Consider the following 19,288-nt stretch of genomic DNA (forward strand, 5'->3'; position numbering starts at 1 on the left):
TCAAAGCGTTTCGACGTTGCCGTCGACGCCGAGCGACTGGCCGGAAATGTTGATCCCCGCATTGGACAGCAGGAAGGCGACCATCGAGGCGACGTCATAAGGGCTGGTCATGCGGCGCAGCGAGATGTTCTGGAGATAGCGCTCCGTCATCGCCTCATTCGACACACCGAGCTGCTTGGCCCGGTCGGCGATGACCTTGTCGATGCGTGGTCCCTCGATGATGCCGGGCAGGATGGCGTTGACCCTTATGCCGTGCGGCCCGAGTTCCTTGGCGAGGCTCTGCGTGAAACCGATGACGCCAAACTTGGCCGCCGAATAGGGTGTGCGGAAAGCGTAGCCGTAGCGGCCGGCCGCCGACGACATCGAGACGATCGAGCCGCCGCCCGCCGCCTTGATCAGCGGCACGGCACGTCGGGCGCAGAGGAACTGGCCGGTCAGGCAGATGTCGATGCAGCGCCGCCACTCCGCCGGATCGATCTCATCGACGCCGCCGGTCGGCCCGGCAACGCCGGCATTGTTGATCAGCGCGTCGAGGCCGCCGAGCTTTTCCTTGGCGGTCTCGAACAGCCGGTCGACGTCGTCTTCGCGCGAGACATCGGCCTTGACCGCGGCGACGAGCGCTATCCTGTCCGGAGCAGCGGCCAGCGCCTCGTCGGAGACGTCGCAAACGACGATGCGCGCGCCGAGCCGCGACAACGTGTCGGCAATGGCAAAGCCTATACCGCCGGCGCCTGCCGTCACCAGCACGCGCTGCCCCTTCAACCCGGTCAGAAAATCGTCCGCCGATGACGGTGCCCCTTTACTCATCGCCGTCGCGCTCATCGTGTTGTCCTTTCTCATTGCAGCCGCCGTTCGCGCAGCGCCATGACAGCGCCCAGAACGACCAAGCCGTACAGAATTGCCCTTGTGGCATAGGGCAGCTGAAATAGTGGCGAAAGCATTGCCCGCTGGTGGCTAGGCGAGCAAAGGCAGCTGCTCGGGCACGCCAGACTTTCGAATTTCCGGTAAGCCGCCCTGGGTTTGCATTGATCTCCACGACCAAGCCATGGCGCTGGCTTGCTCGCGTAGCCCCTAAGGCCGTCCTGGGGGCTGCTCCTGCGGAAATTTGTTTTCGTCTATGATTGCCACGGCCTGCTCGATGCTGTCTCTCACCTCGAAACCGATCCAATGTCCGTCCATCAGATGCGTTTGCCTCCCGCAGGCGAGGAAATAGCTCCCGGCCTGCTGCGCAACAAAGTTGAGTTGCCTCCTCTCATTGATTTTAATCCCCTCTGGCGGATCGGTGTACACCCCCCAGATCGCATCCTCGGCCGTCAACTTCACGGGCATCTCTGACTGAGCGTAGACCCTGGTCAGCATCAGGCTGTGCCGGAAAGACGAGGAGCCATTGATGAACTCGATCTTTACCGACCATTCTGCTGGCACGACGATGGTAAGATTGCCGCCCCAGTAACCGTTGAAGTCGATAATGTCGGTCCGGATGTTGTCCCTGCGATACCGCTCGACTTGGTTCCAATCGGCAACAATCTCTATGGCCACTGTCTCGGCTGCAGGATCGTTCTTGATCCAGCTCGGGACGAAAGGCTCCCCAGCCAGTGCAATTCCAGGCAAAAATCCCAAGGCAACGGCGAGAAGGGCGAGGTGAGCAAGGCGCGCCATCGCAATCAGAGGCTCCTCCCGAGCGGGGCGGCCGAGCGCAAGCGACCGCCAATCGAAGTCGACCTGGCTTGTTCCCTAAGGAAGAGAATACGCTTGAAATGGCATCCACACCAGCAAACCCAGAGTGCGCTATCGTCAGCCGTCAGAAACAACGCCATTGCTGCTATATCATCGGGATGCGCGTTGGAATTGCCTGCAGTGCGTCAGTGCGAGAGCGACGGGCGATTCCGTAATGTGAAGTTTCTGCTTCAGCTGTTGCGAAGGGTCTGTTGCGCAATTCGCCACGCCTGCTCCACATGTCGCCGGGCCGCGGCTTCGGCGTCATCGCCGTTGCGCGACTTGATCGCGTTCATGATGTCGGTCATTTCGGCAATTGCGGCATCGCGGCGGTCCACCGAAGCGATGGTCATGGAACGCAGCTGGTTGATGCGGACGTTCAGACCCTGGACGATTTCCCAGGCGATGCGCTTGTCGGCGGCATCGAAAAGCACTTCATAGAATTTTGTCGTCGCCCGCATCACCTCGATCGGATTGGCTGAGGCCCACGCCGTGAGCAGCACATCGAATGCGCGCTCAAGCGCAGCGATCTGGTCCTCAGTCGCCGTCAGCGCGCAGGCGCGCGCCGCGATGCCCTCCATCAAAGCGCGGAGTTCATAAATCTCATCGGTGCGGCTGAGATCCGGCCTGGCCACCGCGGGTCCGTGGCCTGGTATCATCTGAACAAGGCCCTCAGTCTCCAACTGCCGCAGAACTTCGCGCACCACCGAGCGACTGACGCCGAGCTGGTCGCAAAGCGGCCGCTCGACCAGCCGTTCGCCGGGCTGGAAGTGAAACCCCATGATCGCGTCGCGCATGCGCTCCAGCGCCAGCGTTCTCAGCGTCTTGGTGGATCGTTCGATCCTCAGTGTGTCGTCGGCCAATTCATCTACTCCCAGCATCCGCAAACAAACAGATTCGACGATCCGTTGACAAGGGATTTGGTCTTCAATAGTATGGTATACCATAAGATGACCGGGGCGGAAGGGAGCTTTTCCGGATGCCTCGGCCGACGACCACCGAGGATTCGATGAAGCCGGCCATCCGAAAGATCGTCACCTATGTCGAGAACACGCTGATTGAAGGCGGCAAGGTGGCCCCCCGGCCGCTGCGCCTGATCGGCGTGGCGGCGGTGCTCGACAATCCTTGGGCCGAGCGCGGTTTCACTGAGGACCTTTCTCCCGAGATCCGCGCCTATGCGCCGGTTTTGGGAGAGATGCTCACCCGCGAAATCCTCGCAGTCGCGGGATCGGGCGAAGCCATCGAAGGCTACGGCAAGGCCGCAATCTGCGGCACGTCGGGCGAGATCGAGCATGCCTCGGCGCTCATCCACACGCTGCATTTCGGCAACCACTATCGGCGTGCCGTCGGCGCCAAGACCTATCTCGCCTTCACCAACCTGCGTGGCGGGCCGAACACGCCGATCATGATCCCGCTCATGGACAAGCACGATGAAGGCCGACGTTCGCACTACCTGACTGTGCATTTCCAGATCGGCGACGCGCCGGCGCCGGACGAGCTGGTGGTGGCGCTTGGCGCCTCGATCGGCGGACGACCGCATCATCGCATCGGCGACCGCTACCAGGATCTGAAGGAGGTCGGCGACCTGCATGGCTGAGCTGACGGAGCCTGCCTGGCATCGCGAAACGGCGCCTGACGGCACCGGCTTCATCCGGGCCGGATCCGGCGCGCCGGTCCTCCTCATCCACGGCGTCGGCATGAACGCGGCGATCTGGGGGCCCCAGATCGAGCTGATGCGGGACAGATGGGATGTGATCGCGATCGACATGCTGGGGCATGGCCGGTCGCCGCTACCGCCCGAGGACGCCAGCCTTGCCGACTATGCAGGACAGGCAATCCGGCTTCTTGATCACGTTGGCCTGGATGCCGTCTCGATCGTTGGCCATTCAATGGGAGCGCTGGTCGGGCAGGAAATCGCTCTCAACGCACCAGAACGGGTCCGCCGCATGGTGTCGCTCAACGCGGTCTTTCGCCGCCCGGCGGACCTTGCGCAGGCAGTGCGCGAGCGCGCCGCCGAATTGAATGGCGCGGAAAACCCGTCAGGGACGGACGCAACGATCGCACGCTGGTTCGGCAACCCCGTCCCCGACAGCCTGGCCGAGGCGGCGAGGACAACGCGCGCGGCACTGCAGAGCGTCAACCCGGAAGGCTATGCGCGCACATATCGTCTTTTCGCCCATGCCGACGCGGCGCATGGCGATCGTCTTTCCGGTCTCGCGGCGCCGGCCCTGTTCATGACCGGCTCGCAGGACAGGAATTCCTCGCCTGCGATGTCGGCGGCGATGGCGCGCCTCGCGCCGCGCGGTCGCTGCGCCGTTCTGGAGGGCGAAAGACATATGATGGCCGTAGCCTCGCCTGACACGGTCACACGGCGCATTGTCGATTTTCTCGAGAGCAATGACGGCGCAAGCGCATCGGCGCGACCGGCGATGGACACAGCCTTCGACGCAGGCGAATTCAGGCGGGCGCTCGGTTCCTTCCTGACCGGCGTTACCATCGTCACCGCGATCGGGCCGGAAGGAGAGCCTCGAGGCTTTACTGCCAATTCGTTTACATCCGTTTCGCTCGATCCGCCGCTTGTGCTGGTCTGCATCGCCAAGAAAGCGCTGGGTCATCCGGTGTTTTCGACCTCGAAGTGCTTTGCCATCAATGTGCTCTCGGAGGAACAGCGAGCCGCGTCCGGCGTCTTCGCTTCGAAATCGCAGGACAAGTTCTCGGCTGTCGAGTGGCGCTTCGGCCAGACCGGCAGCCCGCTGCTCGCTGGATCAGTGGCGACGTTCGACTGTAACATGGAGCAATTGGTCGACGCCGGCGACCATTCGATCCTCATCGGCCGCGTTCGCGAATTCTCCCACAATTCATCGCAGCCCCTCGGCTATTGCCGTGGGGCGTATGTCTCGCCCGGTCTCAGCCAGGAAGCGTTGGCGGCCGCGCCTCCGGACATGGAAGTCGGCGCCATCCTCGAAGATGAAGGCCGCGTGCTGTTCTTCGAAACCGCCGACGGCTTTTTCGAACTGCCGGCGGGCCGAGGGCTCGGAACGCCCGGCGACACGCGAAGCCTCAAGGGATGCCTCGCTGCGAAAGCCATCGAGGCTCATCTCGGATTCCTGTTTGCGGTCTGGGACGACGCCGCAAACCCATCGCGAACGCATGTCTACTACCGCGGCACGGTGGACGCGCCCCACTCCAGCAATCGCCAGGTCCGGCTCGTCGACATCGACAGGATTGCCGGACTGAACATCGCCGACGCTGCTGTGCGCTCTATGCTCGCCCGCTATGTTCTTGAATGTAGGGAGGATGCGTTTGGAGTCTATGTCGGCAACGAGGTCGAAGGTGAAGTCCGTCCGCTCGCCAAGCCGGTATCCATGAACACTTCGGGGTGAACAGGTATGAAGTTCTCGCTCTTCGTCCATATGGAACGCTCGGACCCGGCAAAGCCGCATGCCGAGCTCATCGACGAGCTTGAGGAACTGGTCCTGATGGCCGAGGCGGCAGGCTTCGAGACAGCCTGGATCGGCGAGCACCACGGCATGGAGTTCACCATCTCGCCAAACCCGTTCATCAACATCGCCTATCTCGGCGCCAGGACGAAGCGCATCCGGCTCGGCACAGGAACGGTCATCGCGCCGTTCTGGCATCCGATCAAGCTCGCCGGCGAGGCAGCAATGACCGATGTCGTCACGGCTGGCCGGCTCGACATCGGCATCGCGCGCGGCGCCTACAGCTACGAATACCAGCGCCTGTTCCCGGGGCTCGATGCCTGGGGCGCGGGCCAGCGCATGCGCGAGATCATCCCCACTATCAAGGGCCTCTGGGAGGGCGACTTCGAGATGTCCGGGGAGTTCTGGTCGTTTCCCTCGACCACCTCGTCGCCCAAGCCGGTGCAAAAACCGCACCCGCCGATCTGGGTGGCGGCGCGCGATCCGAACTCGCACGACTTCGCCGTGTCCAACGGCTGCAACGTCCAGGTGACGCCGCTCGCCTCGGGCGATGATGAGGTAACCAGCCTGATGGAGCGCTTCAACGCGGCGTGCGCGGCGCATCCAGACATCGCCCGCCCCGAGATCATGCTGCTGATGCACACATTCGTTGCCGAAGACGCCGCCGATGCAGAGCAGCTGACGAAGGACCTGTCGCTGTTCTACTGCCAGTTCGGCGCGTGGTTCCAGAACAAGAAGCCTGTTCGCCAAGGCATATTGGAAGCGCTCACCGGCGACGAGATCGCGGCCATGCCGCAATACGCGCCCGACAAAATGCGACAGAACCTGGTTATCGGCGAAGCCGAAGAGGTGATCGCCCGGCTGAAGGCATACGAGGCGCTCGGCTACGACCAATATTCGATCTGGATCGACAGCGGCCTACCGCACGAACGCAAGAAGAAGTCGCTGCAGCTGTTTGTCGACAAGGTGATGCCGGCGTTCGGGCATGGGAGGCCGCAATGACCCTTGTGGCATTCAGCAACTTCATAGATGGAGCGTTCGATACGCCGACGGCCACCTTCGAAAGCATCGATCCGTCCACCGGAGCGCCCTGGGCGACGATGCCCGCTGCAACCGAAGCCGATGTCGACCGCGCCGTCGAAGCGGCGCACCGGACTTTGCACTCCGCCGCGTGGGCATCGCTGACGGCGACGGCGCGAGGCAAGCTGCTGGCGCGCCTCGGCGACCTAGTCGTCGCCAATGCCGGCCGCCTGGCGGAACTGGAGACGCGCGATACCGGCAAGATCATCCGCGAGACCCGCGCCCAGATCGCCTATGTCGGCGACTATTACCGCTACTATGGCGGGCTTGCCGACAAGCATGAAGGCTCGCATCTGCCTATCGACAAGGCCGATATGGACGTCACCATCAGGCGCGAGCCGATCGGCGTCGTCGCTGCCGTCGTGCCGTGGAATTCGCAGCTCTTCCTTTCGGCCGTCAAGCTCGGTCCGGCACTGGCGGCCGGCTGCACGGTCGTCTTGAAAGCCTCGGAAGACGGCCCAGCGCCGTTGCTGGCCTTCGCCGAACTCGTTCACGAGGCCGGATTTCCCGCCGGAAGCGTCAACATACTGGCCGGGTTCGGGCACGATTGCGGCCGGCGCCTGACAAGTCATCCGCTGGTTTCACGCGTCGCCTTCACCGGCGGACCTTCGACCGCTCGCGCGATTATCCGCAACACGGCGGAAAATCTCGCCTACACGACGCTGGAGCTGGGCGGGAAAAGCCCGGTTGTCGTTTTCGCCGACGCAGACCTGGACAGTGCGGCAAACGCGGTCGTGGCCGGGATTTTCGCGGCGTCTGGACAAAGCTGTGTCGCCGGCTCCCGGCTGCTGGTCGAGCGTTCGATAAAGGCCGAGTTCCTCGTCAGGCTGAAGCACAAGGCCGAGGCCATCAAAATCGGTGATCCGCAGGATCCGGCCACCGAAATGGGACCACTGGCAACACTACGTCAGCGGGAATGGATCGAGAGGATCGTTGCCGAGAGCCTCGCCAGTGGCGGGACGTTGATCACCGGCGGAAAACGGCCCGACGAGCATCCGCGCGGCTTCTACTACGCACCGACCATTATCGACACCGAGGATACAGCGCTGCCCTGCGTGCGGGAGGAATTGTTCGGTCCGGTGCTCAGCGTTCTCACCTTCGACACGGAAGCCGAAGCCCTGGCGCTTGCCAACGATACGCCGTTCGGCCTGGCCTCGGGCGTGTTCACCACCAATCTCGCCAAGGCGCACCGCATGGCGCGCGACATCCATGCCGGTGTCGTCTGGGTCAACACATACCGCGCCGTTTCGCCGCTCGTGCCGTTCGGCGGATACGGTCAGTCGGGGCTCGGCCGTGAGGGCGGGCTCGACGCCATCCGCGATTACACGCGCTCGAAATCCGTCTGGATACGGATATCCGACGAGCCGATCCCGGATCCGTTCGTCATGCGATGAGGGCAGCGCCAATCGCGCAATTTCATAAAAACAAGAAACCAGCAACCAACAGAGGAGAATGACATGAAACTGATTTTGACCGGCATTTTGGCCGGACTCTTGGCAACCACCGCCGCACGGGCCGATGAAATGGTGTTCACCAGCTGGGGCGGAACCACCCAGGAGGCGCAGACCAAATCCTGGGCTGCTCCGTTCGAAGCCAATTCCGGCATCAAGGTCCTGCAGGACGGCCCGACGGACTACGGCAAGCTGAAGGCCATGGTGGAAGGCGGCAGCGTCGCCTGGGATGTCGTCGATGTCGAAATGGATTTCGCCATCAAGGCGGCTAAGGATGGCCTGCTGGAGCCGATCGATTTCAATGTCGTGCCGAAAGCCGATCTCGATCCTCGCTTCACCACCGAGCATGCGGTCGGCAGCTTCTACTATTCCTTCGTTCTTGCCTGGAACAAAGGGGCGGTGTCGGGCGAGCCAACCAGCTGGGCCGACATGTTCGACCTGACGAAATTTCCCGGCAAGCGCACGTTCTATAAATGGTCGGCGCCAGGCGTCATCGAGATCGCATTGCTGGCCGACGGCGTGCCGGCAGACAAGCTCTATCCCCTCGACCTCGACCGGGCGTTCAAGAAACTCGATACGATCAAGTCGGAAATCGTCTGGTGGGACAGCGGCGCGCAGTCGCAACAGCTGATCGCCTCCGGTGAGGCAGCCTTCGGGCAACTCTGGAACGGGCGTGTCTTCGCCCTCCAGCAGGACGGCGCCGATGTAGGGGCATCCTGGAAACAGAACATGACTGCCGCCGACGTGCTCGTCATCCCCAAGGGCTCGAAGAACAAGGCTAGCGCGATGAAATTCCTGGCCACAGCGACAAGCGCGAAAAGCCAGGCAATGTTTGCTGAAGCAAGCGGCTACGCGCCGATCAACACGGCAGCCAAGGCCGAAATGCCGGCCGATGTCGTCAAGTCATTGCCGGACGCCTATGTCGACGGGCAGATCAACCTCGACATGAACTACTGGGCTGAAAACCGCGACGCGATCGCGGAGCGTTGGTACGCCTGGCAGGCCAAATAGCCGCCGACCTCACCCATGAACCGGCGGGGCGCCGCTAGGCGTCCCGCCTGAGCTGCCGGGATCATCGCCATGTCGGGCAATTTGCTTCATCGACAGCCAATCCTCCGAAGGCCACACGGCGTCGGCGGCGCCTTGCCGGCGCTGACCCTCATCACCCTGTTCTTCGTGGTGCCGGTCGTCGCGTTGCTGTTGCGCAGCGTGACCGAGCCCGTACCGGGCCTGCAGAACTACGCCATCCTGTTTGGCGACGGCACTTATGCGCGGGTCTTCTTCAACACCTTTCTGGTCGCCACCGTCGTCACCGCCGTCACCGTGATCGTGGCGTTTCCGGTCGCCTGGATGCTGGCGATCATGCCGCCTGCCCTCGGCTCGATCGTCTTCGGCATCATCATCCTGTCGATGTGGACCAATCTGCTCACCCGCACCTATGCCTGGATGGTGCTGCTTCAACGCACCGGCGTCATCAACCGGACGCTGATGGATATTGGCCTGATCAGCGAGCCGCTGCCGCTGATCAACAACCTGACCGGCGTCACCATCGGCATGGTCTACATCATGCTGCCCTTCATGATACTGCCACTGGTCGGAACCCTGCGCGCCATTGATCCGATGACGCTGCGCGCCGCCGCCCTGTGCGGTGCGAGCCCCTTCGACGCCTTCCGCCGCATCCTGCTGCCATTGTCGCTTCCCGGAATCGCTGCAGGCGGCCTGATGGTTTTCGTCATGTCGCTCGGCTATTTCGTGACGCCGACGCTGCTCGGCGGCACCTCCAACATGATGCTCGCCGCAATGATCGCCCAGATGATCCAATCCTTGCTCAACTGGGGGCTCGGAAGCGCGGCGGCTTTCATCCTGCTTTTGGTGACCATGGCCCTCTACGCGCTGCAACTGCGCCTCGTCGGCGCCAAGCGCATGACAGGAGGCATCTGAGATGCTGCTCGACTACGACCGGCTGGGCTGGCTGCGCGCAGCACTTCTGGGTTTCACCGGCCTGGTTGCCGCGTTTCTGCTGCTGCCGGTGGTCTTCATCGTGCTTTTGTCGTTCGGATCGTCGCGGTGGCTGGCTTTTCCGCCGCCCGGCTGGACGCTGAAATGGTATGAGGAGCTCTTCGCCGATCCGGCCTGGCTCGAAGCAGCGCTGACCAGCGCGCACATTGCCACCATGGTCGCGATTCTTGCCGTCGTCATCGGGCTCCTGGCTTCTTTCGCCCTGGTCAGGGGACAGTTTCGCGGGCGCAACACGCTTCGCGGCCTGCTGCTGACGCCAATGGTGCTGCCGGTCGTGGTCTTCGCCATCGCCATCTATGCATTCTTCCTGCGGATCGGGCTCGGCGGCACCACGGCAGGCTTCGTCATCGCACACACAGTCCTGGCACTCCCCTTCGCCATCATTCCCATCACCGCGGCACTCGAAGGTTTTGACAAATCCATCGAGGATGCGGCGATCGTCTGCGGCGCAAGCCCATTCGAGGCAAAACTCCGGGTCACCTTGCCGGCGATCAAGATCGGGATTTTTTCGGCGGCGATCTTTGCCTTCCTCGCCTCGTGGGACGAGGTGGTGGTCGCGATCTTCATGGCCAGCCCAAGCTTGCAGACCTTGCCGGTCAAGATCTGGGGCAGCCTGCGCCAGGATCTCAGCCCGGTCATCGCCGCCGCCTCCAGCCTTCTGGTACTTCTGACCTTGAGCCTGATGATCGTAACCGCACTCATTCGGCGGAAACTGTCGAAATGACCGAACCGTTTCTCTCCATTCGCTACCTGCGCAAGACATTCGGCAGCTTCGTCGCCGTGCACGATGTCACGATCGATATACCCAAGGGCGAGTTCCTGACCTTCCTCGGCCCTTCCGGCTCCGGCAAATCGACGACGCTCTACGCGGTCGCCGGCTTTCAGCAGCCGACATCCGGCGACGTTCTTCTCGAAGGCAGGTCGCTGCTGTCGGTGCCGTCGCACAAGCGCAATATCGGCATGGTGTTCCAGCGCTACACGCTGTTCCAGCATCTCACCGTCGCCGAGAACGTTGCCTTTCCGTTGCGCGTGCGCCGCCGGCCGGACGCCGAGGTGAACCGAAAAGTCGCCGAGATGCTGTCGCTGGTCCGGCTCGAGAGTTTCGGCGGCCGATATCCCGGCGCGCTATCCGGTGGACAGCAGCAGCGCGTGGCGCTTGCCCGGGCGCTGGCCTACGATCCGCCGATCCTTCTGATGGACGAGCCGCTTTCGGCGCTCGACAAGAAGCTGCGCGAGGAAATCCAGGCCGAGATACGACGCATCCACCGCGAAACCGGCGTAACGATCCTTTACGTCACCCACGATCAGGACGAGGCCCTGCATCTTTCGGATCGCATCGCCCTGTTTCGGGACGGGCGCATCGAGCAGATCGGCACCGGTGAGGACCTCTATCTGAGACCTGCGAGCGAATTCGTGGCCAGCTTCATCGGAAATTCCAATTTCCTGCCGGCTGAGCATCTTGAAACCGTCAACGGCTCCGCCACGATCCGCCTGGCCGATGGCTCGGTCGTCTCCGGCGTCAGGATCGATCAGGACTTCAGCCATGGCCAGAAGACCCGGCTGATGGTGCGGCCGGAAGCGTTTCGGCTGAGGCCCGGCCCGGCCACTGCCGGGCTTGCGGTCGAATTCATCGACACCGCCTTCTTCGGCGAGCGGCGGCGAGTCATCGCGCGCACGGCCGCCGGCCAGGAGATCGACGTCAGGCCGACATCCGACATGGCAGAAGCACATGAAGGCTTCGCCTCGAGCAGACAGATTTTTTTCGATCCCGCCGCCGCATTTCTGTTTCCCGCCTGACGGGCGCGCTGGCGGTCTGGAACGAGATCTCAGGCAGCTGGCGGCTCGATGGTGACGCCGTATTTGGCGGCGATGGCCATGAGCTTTGCCATTTCCGGCATGCCGGCGGCGGTCGCGGCGTCCAATTCGCCAAACATCTGATCAAGGCCGCAACTCGGCGCGCAAAGGACGAGCACGCGAGCCGGCTTGTCGCCGACATTGCGGATGGCATGGCGCCGGCCGCGTGGGCCGAAGAAGAAGCCGCCGGGCACAATGCGATGGGGCGCGGATTCGCCCTCGAATTCGATGACGAGTTCGCCGCTCAGCGCGTAGAAGGCTTCATCCTCACGGGCATGGGTGTGCGGTGGCGTTCCCGCGCCCGGTGGAACCACGGACTCCCAGAGCGAGAAGGACCCCGCAGTCTCAGCGCCGGTGGCTTTGTAGATATGGGTGATGCCCAGAACGTTGAGCGTCGATCCGGCCGCCGGTTCGCGAACGAACGGTTCGGCTGCTGTAACTTTGGCATCCATCGTCGATCTCCTTTGTGGCTCAGGTGGCTCACCAAGAGACATAGGTCCGTTCTCGCCCGTCGATTAGCCGGAATTGTATGGACATGCTGTCCGGATTTCAGGACAATCCGACGATGGATCCGCTCGATGGAATCGCTGCGTTCGCTCGTGTCGTTGATAGCGGCAGCTTCTCAGCGGCGGCACGGCACCTTAAAATCTCCAAATCCGCTGTCAGCGCCCATGTGCAGCGGCTTGAGGAGCGCCTGGGCATTCGCCTCCTCAACCGCACCACGCGTCGGCTCTCGATGACCGAAGCGGGCGCAGCCTATTACCGCCACTGTGCGCGGATTCTCGCCGAAGCCGAAGCTGCCGAACAGGCGGCGAGCGCGCTGCAGCGCGAGCCGCGCGGCACCCTTCGCATTTCGGCGCCCGACAGCTTCGGCTGGATGCATGTGGCGCCGGCCGTCCCCGAGTTCCTGAGGCGCTATCCGGAACTTTCCGTCGATATTGCTTTGAGCCCGACGCATGTGAGTCTGGTCGATGAGGGGCTCGATCTGGCGATCCGCATCGGCGTGATTGAGGATTCGCCGCTTGTCGTGCGCAAGCTCGCACCATCCCGGCTCGTCGCCTGTGCTGCGCCCGCTTATCTCACGGAGCGTGGAGCGCCGCGCGAGCCGGGCGACCTTGCCAAGCACAACTGCCTCTGCACCAGCCTCCTGCCTTGGGGCGATGAATGGCGCCTTGCCGGCAAACGAGGCGAGGTGCGGGTGGCCGTGGGCGGCGGCTTCCGCAGCAACAATGCGGAGATGCTGCGCGTTGCGGCGCTCGACGGCATCGGCATCGCCCTACTGCCCACGTGGGCGGTAGCGGAGCCGCTGCGTACTGGCGCGCTGCGACGCGTGCTTGACGCCTGGGAGCCTCCAGCCAGCACGATTTATGCCGTCTATCCCAGCAACAGGCTCATGTCGATGAAGGTCCGTGCCTTCGTCGACCACCTTGCGCGATGCATCGGGCGCACGCCGTATTGGGATGAAGGCCTTTGAGAAGAGCGCCCGTTTTGGATCGTTTTGAGCTACGACACCCATTGATCCAGCCTCGCAACTTTCTCTCAGAACGCAGTCAAGAACAGTCTCCATATCGGTCAGAAAACTTGCGATCTTGACTTCAAAAGGGACTTGGGCGGGTTGAAATTTCCTCGGTTTTGCCCACTTTCGCTATCAATTGGCCGAGTGGTGCGATTTCCGGCGAAAACAGCGCGATCGAATTGACGAGAAAAATACCGTCAGCGGTGCTGGTCGAAGAGCGTGGCGGCCTGAAGAGCAATTTGGGATCTTGCGTACCGAGGCTGCCTTGGGCGCGCAGCGCTCAGTGGCAGAGACCGCCGGCGCTGCGCCGGTTCTCACTCGCGATACCTGGGAGCATCTGATGCCGACCCGCCCCTATGCCATTCTTGAAGCGCCGTCCGCGCTGGGTCTGGCGACCGACGGCGTGGAGGACTTGCCCAGTCGGCTGCTGGAACTGGGCCTCGCCGACCGCATCCATGCGCGCCGTGCCGGGCGGCTGGCCGTCCCGCCGAAAGACCCGAAGCCCGACCCTGCCACCCTGACGCTCAATGCCAACGCGATCGCGGCGTGGTCGCCCAAGCTCGCCAACGCGGTGGAGGAGGTGCTGGACGCAGGGGAATTCCCGGTGGTGCTGGGCGGCGACTGTACGATCGTGCTGGGCCCGATGCTCGCGCTGCGCCGGCGCGGTCGCTGCGGCCTGCTCTTCATCGACGGCCACGCCGATTTCTTCCAGCCCGAGGCCGAGCCCAACGGCGAAGGCGCGTCCATGGACCTGGCCTTCGTCACCGGCTACGGGCCGGCGCTGCTGACCGACCTGGAGGGTCGCCGCCCGTTGGTGCGCTCCGAGGACGCTGTCGCCTTCGCTTTTCGCGACCACGAGGACCAGGCCGAATTCGGCAGCCAGCCTTTGCCGGCGGAGCTCATGGCCTACGATCTCCATGCCATCCGCCACCTGGGCGTCGAAGCCGCCGCCCGGGCGGCCGTTGGCCACCTGACGCGGCCTGAGCTCGACGGCTTCTTCATCCATTTAGACGCCGATTGTCTCGACGATGCGATCATGCCGGCGGTCGATTTCCGCGTACCGGGCGGGCTGTCGTGGGACGAGCTATCGGCAGCGCTCCGAATCATCCTGGCAAGCGGCAAGGCGGTCGGGCTCGAGGTCGCCATCTACAATCCGCGCCTCGACGTCGACGGCAGCGCCGGCCGTGGCCTTGTTGATGTCCTGGCCGTAGCTCTCGGCACTTCCGCGCCCGCTTAAGGGGGCCGGGCTGCCCCGATGAGCTGCCAACTCATCAGTCGCCGCAGAGGTCGGACTCCCTGCCGTATTGTCCATCACGATGGACGGGTAAGGAGCCCCCGCAAGACCGTCTCCGTGATCGTCTTCGCAGCCAAATTGTAGTCAGCCACCTTTAGCTGGCTGACATGTAGCGCATCGCAGGCGAGAGCCTCGAACTCGGCATAAAACTGCGTCGCGGACCACAACAGAATAAACAGATGGCGCGCGTCGACTTTCTCGATCTTTCCGGCCATGGCCCAAATATCGATCACCCGGGCCTTCTCGGACGTGACGGTTCGCATGTGATCGCGAGCCTCGGTCGAGAGATGTACAGCTCCCTGCAGTATCTCGTTTGCGAAAAGGCGCGTCTCTGCGGCATTCTCCCGGGCATGGTCCAGCTTCGCTCGAATGTAAGCCTCGATTGCCTCGCCGGGCTCACGATCGGCCGATATATGCCGAAACGCGTCGTCCCAACTATGGATGAGGCGATCGATGGCGGCGTTGTAGATCTCCTCTTTCGACGAGAAGTAATAGTAGACATTGCCCTTCGGCAGCCCTGAGGCCTTCGCGATCTCAACGATGCGGGCACCATCAAGGCCCTTCCGCGAGAAGATCTCGACAGCCGCTGTCAGGATCTTGAGCACGTTCCTCGCTCTGATCGGCTCATCCGACGCGGCTTGCGACGGGTGCCCTTTTTCAGCGGAAGCACGGGGCGCGTTCAGTTCTTCTGCCATTGGTTATTCCGTTATTTTCATTGATTTTTTGCGCCTGGATGATCACCCGGGTCAACAGTTCGTTTTTGCTCAGAGACCTTTCAACCGGATTGTATGAGGCCTCGAGAATCGAAGCACCACTAAAAAAGAAGTTGACAATCTGGTCAAGTTTTTTCATGAAAAGCTGACAAAACGGTCAGGTTCCTGAAGGAGCTGCCGCAGTCGACCACCTTGGAGAGGGTGCGAATGGCAATGTTGCTAAAGACCGCCATGGAGGAATTCCTTTCAGATTGGTCCGCCGATCTGAACGGACCCTGGCGTGCACTGATCAGGCATGCGGGGCCGGATATTGACGGGATCGCGGCCGAACTAGAGCTCGAGGTCTGGGAACCGATCTTTCCCGTCCGTCGCGGCAAGCACTTTCCGGGAATGCCTGCGGGCGCGCATTGCCTGAGAGCTTTCGACGGAATCGCCCCGGATGAGGTTCACTGTGTCGTTCTGGGCCAGGACCCCTACCCCGAACCCGGGTTTGCCACCGGACGGGCATTTGAAGCTGGAAATCTGGCGGGATGGCACGAGCTCGACAAGATGTTTTCAAAGAGCATCCGTGCCTACATGCAGATGATCCTGGCAGCGCGCACCGGTGACCTGTCCTATGCCCGCAGCTTCGATGATTGGCCGAAGACACTTGCAGCCATGAAGAGCGGTGCAGCCGACATCGAGCAGCCGTCCGATATCGCGGACCGCTGGGTCTCGAAAGGCGTTCTCCTACTGAATGCCTCGCTGACGCTCACTCGCTTCAAGGTGGATGTGGATCCGCATCAGTCCAAGGGCCATCTCCGGCTCTGGCGTCCGCTGATCGTGGAAACCTTGCGCGCCCTTGCCTCGCGGGAAAAGCCGCTGGTATTCCTCGGGTTCGGCGACGCCGCCGCGGAAGCACTGGCAGAAGCGGGAATCGACGAGAACGCGGGCGGGCATCTTCGCTGCGTTCTGCGCGATCATCCCGCCCGCGCCGAAGCCGTCCTTTCCAGACCCAATCCATTCATTCTTTGCAACCGCTACCTGGAGGAGATGGGCTCTCGTCCCATCGCGTGGTGACCATGGCGGCAACGAAGACATTCGATTTCATCATCATCGGCGCCGGTTCGGCAGGCTGCGTTCTGGCAAACCGCCTGTCCGCCGATCCCGCCAACAAGGTGCTTCTGCTCGAGGCCGGCGGCAGAGACCTCAACCCGCTGTTCCGGCTGCCCATGCTGATGGGCAAGCTTTTCCATTCGGGCATCTACAACTGGCACTATCACACAGAGCCCGAGCCGCATCTGAACGGACGGTCGCTCTACTGGCCTCGTGGCAAGGTGCTCGGCGGCACATCCACCATCAACGGCATGATCTATGTTCGCGGAAACCGGCACGACTACGATCGCTGGGCGCAGATGGGCGCCACAGGATGGTCCTACGATGAGGTGTTGCCGGCTTTCCTCCGCTCGGAGACCCATGTGCAGCGCAATGGCGCCTATCACAACGCCGAAGGCGAACTGACCGTCTGCCGGGCGCGCGGCTGGAACAGCCTGCTCGATGTCTTTCACGAGGCAGGCGGACAGGCGGGATATCCTCACAACGACGATTTCAACGGCGAAGAGCAGGAAGGCTTCGGCCGTTATGACTTCACCATCGCGAAGGGCAAACGCTGCTCGGCAGCCTATGCGTTCCTGCGGCCGGCAAAGAAACGCCCGAATCTGACGATCATCACCCGCGCCCATACGAGGCGCATCCTCATCGAGAGCGGCCAGGCTGTCGGCGTCGAGTTCAGCCAAAAAGGCAACATTTCGAAAGCCTATGCAGACCGCCAGGTGATCCTGTCGGCCGGCGTCGTCAACTCGCCGCAGATCCTCATGCTTTCGGGGATCGGCGCTGCCGACGAGCTCGCACAGCATGACATCCCGGTCGTCCAGGATCTTCCTGGTGTCGGCAAGAACCTTCAGGATCATGTCGATTGCGTCATGGCCTATGAATGCCGGGAGCCGGTCACGCTCTATTCGGACCTGCGCGCCGACAAGCTCACCTGGTCGGTGATCCAGGGCATGCTGTTCGGTGAAGGCATCGCCACGACTTTCCCCTACGAAGCCGGGGCCTTCGTCAAGTCGCGCACCGATCTGGCCGCACCTGACATCCAGCTTCACTTCATGCCGGCGCTCGAAAAGACGGCAAACCTGCATTTTCCAAACCCGTTCAAGAAAGAGCGGGTGGAGGCCAACCATGGCTTCTCGTTGCGCGTCGGCCCGGTCAATCCCGAGAGCCGCGGCGAGATCAGGCTGCGCTCGGCCGATCCGATGGACCGGCCGAGCATCAACGCGAACTACCTGCAAACCGAGTTTGACGTTCGCACGATGATCAACGCGATCCGCATGACGCGCGACATCATCAAGCAGAAGGCTTTCGAGAAATATCGCGGCAAGGAACTCGCTCCGGGTCCGGCCGTCGAAAGCGATGCCGAAATGGTCAAGTGGCTGCGTAGCAATGCCATGACGACCTTCCATCCGGTCGGCACCTGCAAGATGGGCAACGACCCGATGGCCGTGGTCGACGCTCGACTGAAAGTTCACGGCATCGAGGGCCTGCGCGTAGCGGACGCCTCGATCATGCCAATCATTTCCAGCGGCAACACGAACGCGCCGTCGATCATGATCGGGGAGCGAGCCGCCGAATTCATTCTCGACGAGGCATCCAGATGATCGTGGAACACCGCACGTACACCTTTCGACCGGGAACAGTCGATGGCTGGCTGAAGAGATACGAGACCGAAGGTCTGCCGATCCAGAAGCGGCATCTCAACACCTTCCTCGGGCTCTATGTCAGCGAGATCGGCCGCCTGCACACGACGGTCCTGATGTGGCGTTATGACAGCCTCGCCGACCGCGAGAGGCGGCGGGCAGCCATGTATGCCGACCCGGAATGGCAGGCGTTCATCTCCGGCGTCTGGTCCCTCGGCGCCATTCAGAGCCAGGACGTGATGATCATGAATCCGGCGCCGTTTTCTCCCGGCGCCTGAGGAAGAAGGGTGCAAACCTTGCACCCCAATGACGACCGGGCGGCGAAAGAAGCCACCCCAATAAGAAGTTGCAGATATCGAACCTCTAGAGCAAGGAAAAGGGAACATGACCAACAAGACTTCAAATGAAATGAATGTGCTGCACCGGCCGGTCGGCCGCCGCAGCCTCCTCAAGGCCTCGGCGGGATTGGCTGCCTTTACAATGGCGGGCGGCCTGCTGACAGCTGCCGCGCACGCTTCGGGCGGCCTCGTGGCGCTGGTTCACACGCAGGCGGCAGGCGATGCCGGTCCGGTGGACTCGATGATTGCCAAGCTCAAGCAGCTCTCCGAGGAGCAAGGCTTCCAGTATCGCGCGGTATACGCTCAGGACCCGGCGACCTACGAGACCATTTTCCGTACGCTGGGCGATGCTGGTGCGGCAGTGATCGTCTCGACCTTCAACGAGGTCGCGGAACCCTTCAAGGCGCTCGCTCCCTCCTATCCCAATACCAAGTGGATCCAGCTGTTTGCAGATCCCTTCGAGCCGGCGATCCCGAATGTCGTCACCGTTTCCTATGATTACTATCTGGGCTGCTATCTCTCCGGCATTTTCGCCGCGCGTGTGAGCAAAGCAGGAAAGCTCGGCTTCATCGGTGGTGTTTCCATTCCGCCGATCAATGCCGACTACAATGCGTTCAAGGCAGGCGCCCAGTCCGTACGTCCAGACGTATCCGTCGCCATTGCATTCGCGGGCTCTTTCCAGGACCCGGCCAAGGGCCAGGAAATCGCCACGCAGATGTACTCGAGCGGTATCGACTTCATCCAGACCGACGCCGCGGCAACCGACTTCGGCATCATCGCCGCCGCAAACGAGGCGGAAGGCCGCCTGGTGAGCGTGCTCGACCCGGCCCAGTTCCCGCAGGGGCCAAAGTCCGTGATCTCGATCGTCGGCCTCGACTTCGGCACCTCGCTTTACAACGAGGTCACGAAGGCACTCGGCAGCGATTTTTCCGGTGGCACACATGAGCATACCGGCCTTGGAACAGGCGTCATCGACTTCATTCCGTCGCCCCTCTTCACGCAGCAGGGACCGGCTGACATCATCGCCAAAGGCAAGGAGGCAGGGGCAGAAATAGCGGCGGCGCGCGCAGCGATCCTCGATGGGTCGCTGAAGGTGCCGTTCAATACGAGCCTCTGACCTTCGACTGGATTCATG

General features: G+C 62.5%; 19 protein-coding genes. 14 read left to right on the forward strand and 5 right to left on the reverse strand.

Annotated features, from left to right (window positions below):
• The 3 genes from EN885_RS08910 to EN885_RS08920 form a co-directional block, all read right to left on the reverse strand.
• On the reverse strand, positions 1-807 hold the full coding sequence (locus EN885_RS08910) for an SDR family oxidoreductase (RefSeq protein WP_128241322.1): 807 nt from the start codon (positions 805-807) through the stop codon (positions 1-3).
• 264 nt (positions 808-1,071) lie between these two features.
• Positions 1,072-1,659, reverse strand: a complete 588-nt coding sequence (locus EN885_RS08915; protein ID WP_245493036.1) for a sulfocyanin-like copper-binding protein — start codon at positions 1,657-1,659, stop codon at positions 1,072-1,074.
• A gap of 248 nt (positions 1,660-1,907) precedes the next feature.
• A complete protein-coding gene (locus EN885_RS08920; protein ID WP_095483705.1) occupies positions 1,908-2,579 on the reverse strand; it encodes a GntR family transcriptional regulator in 672 nt (223 codons plus the stop codon).
• A 146-nt stretch (positions 2,580-2,725) separates the two neighbouring features.
• Between EN885_RS08920 and EN885_RS08925 the strand changes: the two genes are divergently transcribed.
• The 8 genes from EN885_RS08925 (at position 2,726) to EN885_RS08960 (ending at position 11,503) form a co-directional block, all read left to right on the forward strand.
• Positions 2,726-3,313 (forward strand): amino acid synthesis family protein, encoded by a 588-nt coding sequence (locus EN885_RS08925; protein ID WP_128241323.1) that lies wholly within the window; start codon positions 2,726-2,728, stop codon positions 3,311-3,313.
• Positions 3,306-5,099 carry an alpha/beta fold hydrolase gene (locus EN885_RS08930; RefSeq protein WP_128241249.1) on the forward strand — a complete coding sequence of 598 codons (1,794 nt, stop codon included), beginning with the start codon at positions 3,306-3,308 and terminating at the stop codon, positions 5,097-5,099. Before EN885_RS08925 ends, EN885_RS08930 begins: the two co-directional genes overlap by 8 nt.
• 6 nt (positions 5,100-5,105) lie before the next feature.
• Positions 5,106-6,158: an LLM class flavin-dependent oxidoreductase gene (locus tag EN885_RS08935; protein WP_128241250.1), complete on the forward strand. Its 1,053-nt coding sequence runs from the start codon at positions 5,106-5,108 to the stop codon at positions 6,156-6,158.
• The gene (locus EN885_RS08940; protein WP_128241251.1) at positions 6,155-7,630 is read left to right on the forward strand and encodes an aldehyde dehydrogenase; all 1,476 of its coding nucleotides are present in this window, start codon (positions 6,155-6,157) and stop codon (positions 7,628-7,630) included. The genes EN885_RS08935 and EN885_RS08940 overlap by 4 nt, the downstream gene beginning before the upstream one ends.
• A gap of 63 nt (positions 7,631-7,693) precedes the next feature.
• The gene (locus tag EN885_RS08945; protein ID WP_095483701.1) at positions 7,694-8,698 is read left to right on the forward strand and encodes an ABC transporter substrate-binding protein; all 1,005 of its coding nucleotides are present in this window, start codon (positions 7,694-7,696) and stop codon (positions 8,696-8,698) included.
• Positions 8,699-8,767: 69 nt separating this feature from the next.
• The gene (locus EN885_RS08950; protein ID WP_128241252.1) at positions 8,768-9,628 is read left to right on the forward strand and encodes an ABC transporter permease; all 861 of its coding nucleotides are present in this window, start codon (positions 8,768-8,770) and stop codon (positions 9,626-9,628) included.
• Position 9,629: 1 nt separating this feature from the next.
• Entirely contained in the window at positions 9,630-10,430 is an 801-nt protein-coding gene (locus EN885_RS08955; protein WP_128241253.1) for an ABC transporter permease, read from the forward strand.
• Positions 10,427-11,503 (forward strand): ABC transporter ATP-binding protein, encoded by a 1,077-nt coding sequence (locus tag EN885_RS08960; RefSeq protein ID WP_126103535.1) that lies wholly within the window; start codon positions 10,427-10,429, stop codon positions 11,501-11,503. Before EN885_RS08955 ends, EN885_RS08960 begins: the two co-directional genes overlap by 4 nt.
• A 29-nt stretch (positions 11,504-11,532) precedes the next feature.
• Here the strand turns inward: EN885_RS08960 and EN885_RS08965 are convergent, their stop codons facing one another.
• A complete protein-coding gene (locus EN885_RS08965; protein WP_164897808.1) occupies positions 11,533-12,012 on the reverse strand; it encodes a cupin domain-containing protein in 480 nt (159 codons plus the stop codon).
• 77 nt (positions 12,013-12,089) lie between these two features.
• On the opposite strand from EN885_RS08965, the gene EN885_RS08970 reads away from it, so the two are divergent.
• Complete coding sequence (locus EN885_RS08970) at positions 12,090-13,034, forward strand: LysR family transcriptional regulator (RefSeq protein WP_245493037.1); 945 nt, start codon at positions 12,090-12,092, stop codon at positions 13,032-13,034.
• A 382-nt stretch (positions 13,035-13,416) separates the two neighbouring features.
• On the forward strand, positions 13,417-14,313 hold the full coding sequence (locus EN885_RS08975) for an arginase family protein (RefSeq protein ID WP_128241255.1): 897 nt from the start codon (positions 13,417-13,419) through the stop codon (positions 14,311-14,313).
• A 74-nt stretch (positions 14,314-14,387) separates the two neighbouring features.
• Here EN885_RS08975 and EN885_RS08980 read toward each other — a convergent pair whose 3' ends face one another.
• Positions 14,388-15,065: a TetR family transcriptional regulator C-terminal domain-containing protein gene (locus EN885_RS08980; protein WP_095483696.1), complete on the reverse strand. Its 678-nt coding sequence runs from the start codon at positions 15,063-15,065 to the stop codon at positions 14,388-14,390.
• Positions 15,066-15,290: 225 nt separating this feature from the next.
• On the opposite strand from EN885_RS08980, the gene EN885_RS08985 reads away from it, so the two are divergent.
• The 4 genes from EN885_RS08985 to EN885_RS09000 all read left to right on the forward strand — a co-directional run bounded on the left by EN885_RS08985 (position 15,291) and on the right by EN885_RS09000 (position 19,270).
• Positions 15,291-16,142, forward strand: a complete 852-nt coding sequence (locus EN885_RS08985; RefSeq protein WP_245493038.1) for a uracil-DNA glycosylase — start codon at positions 15,291-15,293, stop codon at positions 16,140-16,142.
• Positions 16,143-16,144: 2 nt separating this feature from the next.
• The gene (locus tag EN885_RS08990) at positions 16,145-17,776 is read left to right on the forward strand and encodes a choline dehydrogenase (RefSeq protein ID WP_128241256.1); all 1,632 of its coding nucleotides are present in this window, start codon (positions 16,145-16,147) and stop codon (positions 17,774-17,776) included.
• Complete coding sequence (locus EN885_RS08995; protein WP_128241257.1) at positions 17,773-18,093, forward strand: NIPSNAP family protein; 321 nt, start codon at positions 17,773-17,775, stop codon at positions 18,091-18,093. The genes EN885_RS08990 and EN885_RS08995 overlap by 4 nt, the downstream gene beginning before the upstream one ends.
• A gap of 106 nt (positions 18,094-18,199) precedes the next feature.
• Positions 18,200-19,270 (forward strand): BMP family ABC transporter substrate-binding protein, encoded by a 1,071-nt coding sequence (locus tag EN885_RS09000; RefSeq protein WP_095483692.1) that lies wholly within the window; start codon positions 18,200-18,202, stop codon positions 19,268-19,270.
• Positions 19,271-19,288: the final 18 nt, after the last annotated feature.

This window comes from Mesorhizobium sp. M6A.T.Cr.TU.014.01.1.1 (assembly GCF_004022765.1).
Taxonomy (GTDB): domain Bacteria; phylum Pseudomonadota; class Alphaproteobacteria; order Rhizobiales; family Rhizobiaceae; genus Mesorhizobium; species Mesorhizobium mediterraneum.